Consider the following 8,357-nt stretch of genomic DNA (forward strand, 5'->3'; position numbering starts at 1 on the left):
GAGGGGCAATGACCGACGAATCTCTCTCTCCAGAGCAGTTCAACGGAGAATTGCGCGCCTGGGTCCGGCAGGTGACCGGAAAAGCTGATGGTGGCGCCGGTGTCGCGATGGCCAGAAGCACCTTCTACCGGCGTACGTCCGGATCGAAGCTGATGCCGCTCGACGAGCTCATCCGCGTCGTCGGCGGGGCTGTGCCCCGCACCCTCGACCCGGCCCATCGCGGCGAGTGGATCCGGAAGAACACCGGCATCTGGCAGGCGAAGTGGTGGAAGGCGTACGCCTGGCGCGACCAGGACACCGCGCCACCGGGTCCCGTGCTGGCCCCGGTGGCCCTGGCGACGGCGGCTCCCGCGGCTCCGATGACGGCACCCACCGCCAGCTCCCGGCTGACCTTCCCGAGAGCCCGGGTGGCGGCGCTGAGCGGGCTGACGACCGAGCAGGCCACGATCCCGCTGATCGAGGCGCTGGGCCGGTGGCTCGAGAACACCGAGTCCAACCTGTTCTTCCTCACCGGCCCTTCGGGCTCGGGCAAGACGATCGAGATCAGGGACTGGACGGCCTCGCAGGAGCAGGTGCGCTACGTCAGCCTGCGCGACGGTGCGGTCGACTACGGCGACCTGGTCGGCGAGGACCGTTCGCCGATCGTCATCGACGACTTCGACCTGATCTCCTCCAGCGCCGAGGAGCACGGCGTCACCCGACCCGACCTGAGCGAGCTGCGCTCCGCGTTCGGCCGCGGCGGCCGGTTCGTCGTGATCAGCAAACGCAACCTGCAGACCGAGCGCGACGAGCTCGCCGAGCAGCTGCGCAGCCCGGCCCGGCTCGAGGACCTCGGGGTCGAGGCACCGATGGTCGTACGTGTCGAGCCGATCTCCCCGGTCGAGGTGCGCGCCCTCGGCGAGGAGCGCGGCGGTGACGAGAAGCTGCGCAACCTGGCCGCTGAGATGGAGCGCGGGGGAGGGTTCTTCCCCGCGACCCCGATGGTCCTCAAACAGCTCTACGCCTCCATCGAGGAGGGCGCACCCGCTCCCCGCACCCAGTGGGACGGCTACACCGTCCACCTCAAGCACGTCTGCGGACAGCCGTGGGACCGGAAGAGCTCACGCATCCCCAGCCGGGTGCGGTTCCAGACCTACCGCGACATCGCCTGGGATCTGTTCACGGGGATGGACGAACCGGCCGCGCAGGAGCAGGACCTGATCCCGGTCCCGCGCGTCTCGGAGTGGCTCTTCGCCAACCTGCAGCGCGACCTCGACATCACCCGGCAACGGGACTTCCTGACGTACGAGTGGATCGCCGACCTGCTCGACCACTCCGAGGTCTTCGGCGTGACCGGACGGACCAAGGACTCGGTGGAGTCGGCGGAGTTCGCCCACGAGACCTTCTACCAGTACTTCGTCGCCGAGGGCATCCGCGACCGGCTGCGCGACGGGCACGGCATGGCCCTCGACGGCGCCCGCTTCGCCGACATGCACATGGGGCCGTTGGTGATGACGTTCCTCAAGGCCGGGTTCCAGCCCGGCGACCTGGATGCCGTGGCCCGGCTGAGCGTACGCGAGAGCCTGTCCTGGATGGACCGGCTGATCTGCCTCTACCTGACCGAGGAGCGCGAGGACTACGGCGAGCTCCTCACCCAGGCTCCCGAGCGCTACTGGGACGAGCTGGAGTTCGTCCTGGAGGCGTTCCGGTCGCTGTTCCTGCGCAAGGCGGCGATGTATCAGCTGATCCTGCAGGGCCGGGTGACGGTCGACGGCTACCTCGAGATCCTGGAGCGGGAGGAGGACCCCGGGGCCGTCGCCCGCGAGCGCGACGTGCTCGGCTGGGGCACCGACATCACCCAGGCCCTGGTGCGTCGGCTGCATCATCCGGTCCTGGCACCGGCGATTCCGATTACCGCGTACCGGCTGGGGCAAATGGGTGATATCACTTGCCTGAGCCATCTCGAAGGTCTCACTGGTCTGCCGCTCGGCCATCAGGATGTGGTGAGTGCGGCGATCCATCGGATCAAGGAGCGCCATGAGCACCAGCACTCAGACTGAGCGATCGCCGACGCTCGTCCTCGGCGCCACCGGCGACCTCGGCAGCGCGGTCGCGCGCCGGCTCAGCGCGGAGGGCACGCCGGTGATCCTGCACGCCTACAGCCGCACCACCGAGCTGGCCTACCTGGCCGACGAGACCGGCGCCGTCGCGCGCGTGGACGGCGACCTCACCACCGATGACGGCGTGAACGCCCTGGCCGAGACGCTCGCCGGGTTCGACACCCTGTCGGGCCTGATCAACTGCTCCGGCATCAACCCCAGCCCCGATACGGTCGCCGAGATCGACCGATCCGAGTGGCAGCTGACCCTCGACCTCAACCTGACGTCGGTGTGGCGCACGGCCTCGCTCGCGCTCCCGAAGCTGCGGGCGGCCCGGTCCGGCGCGGTCGTGCTGGTCAGCTCGGTCTTCGGGATCCGTACGCCGTCACGACGGGCCGCCTACGGGGTGTCGAAGCACGCGCTCACCGGGCTCGCCCAGGCGATCGCGCAGGAGGAGGAGGGGATCGTCCGCGCCAACGTCGTCGCCCCCGGGCCGATGTGGAGCGAGTCCTCCCGGCAGGTCTTCGTCAAGCACGCCCGCAAGGAGGGGGTGACCGTCGACCAGTACATCTCCTACCGAGCCGCTCGCATCCCCGGACACCGGTTCGTCACCGCCGACGCCGTCGCCAAGGTCTGCGTCTTCCTCGCCTCCGACGGCGCGAGCGCGATCAACGGCCAGTGCATCGTCGCCGACGGCGGCGAGTACTGAGGGTCCGCCCGCGCGACCCGAGATCCGCAATTCACCCGAGATGCCGCTGATGCGCGCTCGCACTGCTTAGGCTTCGCCTAGCGCCTCCACACGTCTTCTCCTTCCCTCCTCAGACTGGCGACAACAGTGACCAATTTCTGGCTTGCCATCGATCACGCGGACGACGCGCTGTTCCGCACCTCGGACTCCACCGACATCAGGTCCGAGCTCCTCGATCTGGTGGCCCACACCCCTGGCTGGGGCATCGTCGTGCGCCCCACGCAGGGGCACGGCGACGTACGCCGCGAGCTCGCCTGCGCCGGGCTCCCGGACATCGACGCCGTCGATGACCTCGTCGTCCCGAAGAGGTCGACGGACGCGGTGAAGGTCGGGTTCGACGACCACCGGGGCGGCTGTGCGCCGATGGCGCTGGACATCCTGGACCGCCTCCCGAGCTACGACCGGGTCTTCCTCGAGCCCTACTGCGCCACGCCGGGATGTCTCGACGATCTGGCCGTCCTCGGCGCACGGTCGCGGTGCGGCGGCATCGTGCTCAAGCTCAAGGTGAACGACGAGGGCCTCGCGGCCATCGAGCGTGCCGACCTCGGCGGCGCGCCCTGGGTCGCACGGTCCGACGGCATGGCCTGGGACGACTTCAGCGCCCGTCTGCCCCGGGTCCGAGAGCTCGGCGCCCGCGGCGTGATGGTGGGCCGGGCCGTCTGGGGGGACACCGGCGAGGCCGGCCAGGACGTACGCCTCAAGACCATCCGCGAGCGCATGCACACGATCGAACGCGTCTTTGCTTAGAGCCGCCGGTGGGATCTCTTGATCCGGCCAGCGAGCCGCAGGGCGACGTACGACCAGATTGGCCCTAGGCTCGGTGACATGCTCACGACGCGCCAGGGGATCCGCCCGCTGCATGCGGGTGATCTCAGCGCGTTCCTGGAGCTGACCGGTCTGGACCCGGTGGTGAACGTGTTCGCCGAATACCGGGCGCGCACCACCAACCTCGAGCCCCGCTGGCTCGGCGGCGAGATCTGGGGCCGCTGGGACGGCGGCGAGCTCGTCGCGGCCTGTCACGTCGGCGCCAACCTGGTTCCCATCCAGGCCACCGAGGAGGATGCCCACGCCTTCGGCGAGCGAGCCCGCAACCGGGTCCGCACCGTCTCGACGATCGTCGGACGGCAGCCCGCGGTGCGCTCGCTGTGGGGGGCGATCGGCGACGCCTGGGGCGCGCCGCGCGACCAGCGCTGGGAGCAGCCCCACCTCGAGCAGCAGCTGCAGAGCCTGGTCGAGCCCGACCCGTTCGTACGCCGCACCGTCCGCGCCGACATGGACGCCCTCTACCCGGCGTGCGTGGCGATGTACACCGAGGAGGTCGGCATCTCGCCCGAGACCGGCGGTGGCCGCGACCTCTACCGGGCCCGGGTGCTCCAGCTGATCTCACGCGGCTGGTCCTTCGCCCGGATCGAGGACGGCGAGGTCGTCTTCAAGGCCGAGGTCGCCTGCGCGACCCCCGAGGCCGCCCAGATCCAGGGTGTCTGGGTGCCTCCGCATCGACGCGGCGAGGGCCTCGCTGCCCGCGGGATGGCCGCGGTCTGCGACATCGTCCGCAGCGAGATCGCCCCTCGCATCTCCCTCTACGTCAACGAGTGGAACGCCCCCGCGCGCCGTGCTTACGAGCGGGCCGGCTTCCTCGAGACGGCCCGCTTCTCCACCATCATGTTCTGAGCTGTTCTGAGCTCAGTACGCCTGCCACGCCCGTTCGCACACGGTGCCTTCGCAGCGCACCAGCCAGTCGATGCCTGAGTAGGGTGCCGACTCGATCAGGACCCGGGTGCTGGTCTCCCAGCCGTGCACCCGGACACCGTTGGGATTGCGATAGTTCGCCAGCAGGGTGCCGCGGACGCTGCGGCGGCGTACGACCGACGAGTCGTCGCGCCACGCGATCGGGCTCGTGGCGATCCGGGCACCGTCGGGGGAGAAGGCCCCCACCGCCTCGGCACACGATCGCCACAGCGTCGTGCCCGGCTGGGAGATGGTCGACACGACGGTGCAGGCGTCGGAGTCGAACGGCTTCGCGGTGTAGCCCGCCAACCGGTCGGAGCCGAAGGCGCCGGTATAGGCCGCCCGGGACGCGATCGTCCGGATCGTGCCGGTGCTCCAGTTCCAGACCATCGTCCGTGCCGGGGAGAAGCCGCCGATGAGCACGCGGGTGCCGCTGACGTCGATCGGGTTCGGCTCGGTCGTGTTCCGGAAGGTGTGCCGGGCGACGATCGCACCGCTGACCGCGTTGCGGACCTGAACCTGCGTACCGCTGGAGACGAAGGCCGTGCTGAGCAGATACCGGTTGTCGGCCGACATCTTGGTCAGCGACTGGTAGTGGATCCCGTCGATGAGCGTGCGCTGCGGCTTGTCCAGCTCGGCACGGATGAGCCGGTCGGTCCGGTAGTGGACCCGCAGCAGGAACCCGCTTCCCGACCTGCCCACGAGCGTGACCGAATCGGCCTCGCCGATGGTGAACGGGGTCTTCATGCCCGTCTTCGGGTCGACCACCGACCAGGAGTCGTCGGAAGGATGGTGCAGGTAGGGGACCGCCGGTGGGCTGCCCTTCGGCAGCGACCCGGGACGTACGTCGACGTCGGTGGCGGCGGATGCCGGTGAGGTGGGCAGTGAGAGCGCGGTGGCGGCCAGGGTGAGGCCTGCCAGGACGCGGATGAGTGTCGTCTTCATGTCAGGTCCTCGATGTGTCCCTTGGCGGCGCGCTCGCAGGCCGCAGCCTCGCAGCGGACGAGCCAGTTGGTCGTTCGGTCGTTGGGGTAGGACTTCAGCAGGATCCGGGAGTTGGTCTCCCAGGCGGCCGCCCAGACCCCGTTCATGTTGGTGTAGGTGGTCAGCAGGGTGCCGTTGAGGCTGCGGCGTTTCACGTTCGCGACGCCGCCGTCGTTCGGTTCGGTGGCGATCCGAGTGCCGTCCGGGGAGAAGGAGGCGACCTTCTCGGTGCACGTGCGCCAGGTCGTCGTCGCCGGGGTGGAGATCTTCGAGACGTACGTGCACTCCGGCTGTCCCGAGAAGCTGTCGTAGGTCGCCAGCCGGTCGGAGGCGTAGGAGGCCACGTACGCCGTCCGGTTCCCGATCCTGGCGACGGCCCCGGTCCTCCAGTTCCAGGTGAGGGTCCGGGCAGGCGAATGGGCGCCCATCAGGACCGTCGTCCCGCGTACGTCGAGGGGAATCACGCGCGAGCGGACCCGGAACGTGCGGCGAGCGATCTGCTGTCCCGTCGTGGCGTTCAGGACCCGCGCGACGGCGTTGTCGTTCGGATAGGTGAGCAGCAGCAGGTAGCGGCCGTCGGAGGAGAGCCTCGCGTCCTCGGCCAGGCTCAGGTCGACGAGCTGCTTCGGAGCCTTCCCTGGCTGCACACGCACGACGCGGTGCTCCGGGAAGACGCGTACCAGATAGCCGTTGCCCGAGGCGCCGAGGAGATTGGCGTGGCCGGAGTCCGACATCGGGATCGAGAGCCTGGTGTCCCCGTCGACGACGTCGTAGTCGCCCACCGAGCCGGCGATGTAGGGGACCGTCGGCGGTTCTCCCATGGGCAGCGGGAGCGGACGGACGCTGACGGATGTGGCGGCAGAAGCCGGTGACAGGAGCGTCACCGGGAGCATGAGAGCAGCAAGGATGGCCGTGGCCAGTGCCGGGATTCGGATACCTCTCATGAAGGTAAAGATGCGCCGGGCGCCGAACCGGTTGCAACGCCAATTCCAACCGGTTCGCGACAGCGGTCCTGCGAGCCGTACGCTTGCCCGCATGATCGCCCGTATGTCGACCCTTTTCGTGCGGACCCTGCGTGAGGACCCCGCCGACGCCGAGGTCGCGAGCCACAAGCTGCTTGTCCGTGCCGGCTACATCCGCCGCGCCGCGCCGGGGATCTATTCCTGGCTGCCGCTGGGACTGCGCGTGCTCGGCAAGGTCGAGCAGATCATCCGCGAGGAGATGGCCGCGATCGGCTCCCAGGAGGTGCACTTCCCGGCGCTGCTGCCCCGCGAGCCCTACGAGGCGACCGGCCGCTGGACGGAGTACGGCGACGGCATCTTCCGGCTCAAGGACCGCAAGGAGGCCGACTACCTCCTCGGTCCCACGCACGAGGAGATGTTCACGCTCCTGGTCAAGGACCTCTACGGCTCCTACAAGGACCTGCCGCTGTCGATCTACCAGATCCAGACGAAGTACCGCGACGAGGCGCGTCCGCGCGCCGGCCTGCTGCGCGGACGTGAGTTCATCATGAAGGACTCCTACTCCTTCGACTACACCGACGAGGGTCTCGAGGCCGCCTACCAGGCCCACCGCGAGGCGTACGTCAGGGTCTTCGACCGCCTCGGGTTCGAGTACGTCATCGTCAAGGCGACCTCCGGTGCGATGGGCGGCTCGGCCTCCGAGGAGTTCCTGGCCGTCTCCGAGGCCGGCGAGGACACGTTCGTACGCTCGCCCGGCGGCTACGCCGCCAACGTCGAGGCGGTCACGACGCTGGCCCCCGAGCCGATCTCCTACGAGGGCGTGCCCGCCGCTCATGCCGAGGACACCCCCGAGACCCCGACGATCCAGACGCTCGTCGACCACCTCAACAAGGCGTTCCCGCGCGACGACCGTCCCTGGGAGGCCGGCGACACGCTGAAGAACGTGCTCGTGACTCTGCGCCACCCCGACGGCACCGTCGAGCCGCTCGCGATCGGTCTGCCCGGTGACCGCGACGTCGACATCAAGCGTCTCGAGGGTCAGCTGGAGCCGATCGAGGTCGAGCCCATGGACGACGTCGAGCTCAAGAAGCACGCCTCGCTCGTGAAGGGCTACATCGGACCCGAGGTGCTCGGCGAGAAGTCCGAGTCCGGAATCCGCTACCTGGTCGACCCGCGCGTGGTCACCGGCACCCGCTGGGTCACCGGTGCCAACGTCGACGGCCAGCACGTCATCGACCTGGTCGCCGGCCGCGACTTCACCCCCGACGGCACCATCGAGGCCGCGGAGGTCCGCGAGGGCGACCTGGCGCCGGACGGGAGCGGTCCGCTGACGCTGGCCCGCGGCATCGAGATGGGCCACGTCTTCCAGCTCGGCCGCAAGTACGCCGACGCGCTGGGCCTGCAGGTGCTCGACGAGAACGGCAAGCTGGTCACGGTCACGATGGGCTCCTACGGCATCGGTGTCACCCGCGCCGTGGCCGCGATCGCCGAGGGCACCCTTGACGAGATCGGTCTCGCCTGGCCCCGCAACGTCGCGCCGTACGACATCCACCTCGTCGCCACCGGCAAGGACTCGGCCGTCTTCGAGGCCGCCGCCGCGCTCGCCGAGGAGCTCGAGGCCGCCGGCATCGACGTGCTCTACGACGACCGTCCCAAGGTCTCGCCCGGCGTGAAGTTCAAGGACGCCGAGCTCATCGGCGTCCCGACCATCGTCACCGTCGGCAAGGGCCTGGTCGAGGGCAAGATCGAGGTCAAGGACCGCAAGAGCGGCGATAAGACCGAGGTCGCCCTCGCCGACGCCGTCGCCGTCCTGACCGAGGTCGTCCGCGGCTGACCAACCCGCCGAATCTGTAGTTG

General features: G+C 69.5%; 7 protein-coding genes. 5 read left to right on the forward strand and 2 right to left on the reverse strand.

Annotation, left to right across the window (positions count from 1 at the left end; genetic code table 11):
• The first annotated feature begins 8 nt into the window (after positions 1 to 8).
• The 4 genes from ACFVDI_RS25180 (at position 9) to ACFVDI_RS25195 (ending at position 4,497) form a co-directional block, all read left to right on the forward strand.
• Complete coding sequence (locus ACFVDI_RS25180) at positions 9 to 2,039, forward strand: hypothetical protein (RefSeq protein ID WP_378911528.1); 2,031 nt, start codon at positions 9 to 11, stop codon at positions 2,037 to 2,039.
• Positions 2,017 to 2,787 (forward strand): SDR family NAD(P)-dependent oxidoreductase, encoded by a 771-nt coding sequence (locus ACFVDI_RS25185; protein WP_378911529.1) that lies wholly within the window; start codon positions 2,017 to 2,019, stop codon positions 2,785 to 2,787. Before ACFVDI_RS25180 ends, ACFVDI_RS25185 begins: the two co-directional genes overlap by 23 nt.
• A 126-nt stretch (positions 2,788 to 2,913) precedes the next feature.
• A complete protein-coding gene (locus ACFVDI_RS25190) occupies positions 2,914 to 3,573 on the forward strand; it encodes a hypothetical protein (protein WP_378911530.1) in 660 nt (219 codons plus the stop codon).
• Positions 3,574 to 3,651: 78 nt separating this feature from the next.
• Positions 3,652 to 4,497 (forward strand): GNAT family N-acetyltransferase, encoded by an 846-nt coding sequence (locus ACFVDI_RS25195; RefSeq protein ID WP_378911531.1) that lies wholly within the window; start codon positions 3,652 to 3,654, stop codon positions 4,495 to 4,497.
• Between the two features lie 12 nt (positions 4,498 to 4,509).
• Here the strand turns inward: ACFVDI_RS25195 and ACFVDI_RS25200 are convergent, their stop codons facing one another.
• Together ACFVDI_RS25200 and ACFVDI_RS25205 are read right to left on the reverse strand one after the other, a co-directional pair.
• The gene (locus ACFVDI_RS25200) at positions 4,510 to 5,499 is read right to left on the reverse strand and encodes a hypothetical protein (protein ID WP_378911532.1); all 990 of its coding nucleotides are present in this window, start codon (positions 5,497 to 5,499) and stop codon (positions 4,510 to 4,512) included.
• Positions 5,496 to 6,482 (reverse strand): hypothetical protein, encoded by a 987-nt coding sequence (locus tag ACFVDI_RS25205; RefSeq protein WP_378911533.1) that lies wholly within the window; start codon positions 6,480 to 6,482, stop codon positions 5,496 to 5,498. Before ACFVDI_RS25205 ends, ACFVDI_RS25200 begins: the two co-directional genes overlap by 4 nt.
• A 91-nt stretch (positions 6,483 to 6,573) precedes the next feature.
• Between ACFVDI_RS25205 and ACFVDI_RS25210 the strand changes: the two genes are divergently transcribed.
• The gene (locus ACFVDI_RS25210; RefSeq protein WP_378911534.1) at positions 6,574 to 8,334 is read left to right on the forward strand and encodes a proline--tRNA ligase; all 1,761 of its coding nucleotides are present in this window, start codon (positions 6,574 to 6,576) and stop codon (positions 8,332 to 8,334) included.
• Positions 8,335 to 8,357 lie beyond the last annotated feature (23 nt).

Source organism: Nocardioides sp. NPDC057767 (genome assembly GCF_042798275.1).
Classification (GTDB): Bacteria; Actinomycetota; Actinomycetes; order Propionibacteriales; family Nocardioidaceae; genus Nocardioides.

What these genes read in the sequence shown, in the direction of transcription:
- ACFVDI_RS25180 (WP_378911528.1), top strand. Translation starts at nt 9, where the DNA reads ATGACCGACGAATCTCTCTCTCCAGAGCAGTTCAACGGAGAATTGCGC.
- ACFVDI_RS25185 (WP_378911529.1), top strand. Translation starts at nt 2,017, where the DNA reads ATGAGCACCAGCACTCAGACTGAGCGATCGCCGACGCTCGTCCTCGGC.
- ACFVDI_RS25195 (WP_378911531.1), top strand. Translation starts at nt 3,652, where the DNA reads ATGCTCACGACGCGCCAGGGGATCCGCCCGCTGCATGCGGGTGATCTC.
- ACFVDI_RS25200 (WP_378911532.1), bottom strand. Translation starts at nt 5,499, where the DNA reads ATGAAGACGACACTCATCCGCGTCCTGGCAGGCCTCACCCTGGCCGCC.
- ACFVDI_RS25205 (WP_378911533.1), bottom strand. Translation starts at nt 6,482, where the DNA reads ATGAGAGGTATCCGAATCCCGGCACTGGCCACGGCCATCCTTGCTGCT.
- ACFVDI_RS25210 (WP_378911534.1), top strand. Translation starts at nt 6,574, where the DNA reads ATGATCGCCCGTATGTCGACCCTTTTCGTGCGGACCCTGCGTGAGGAC.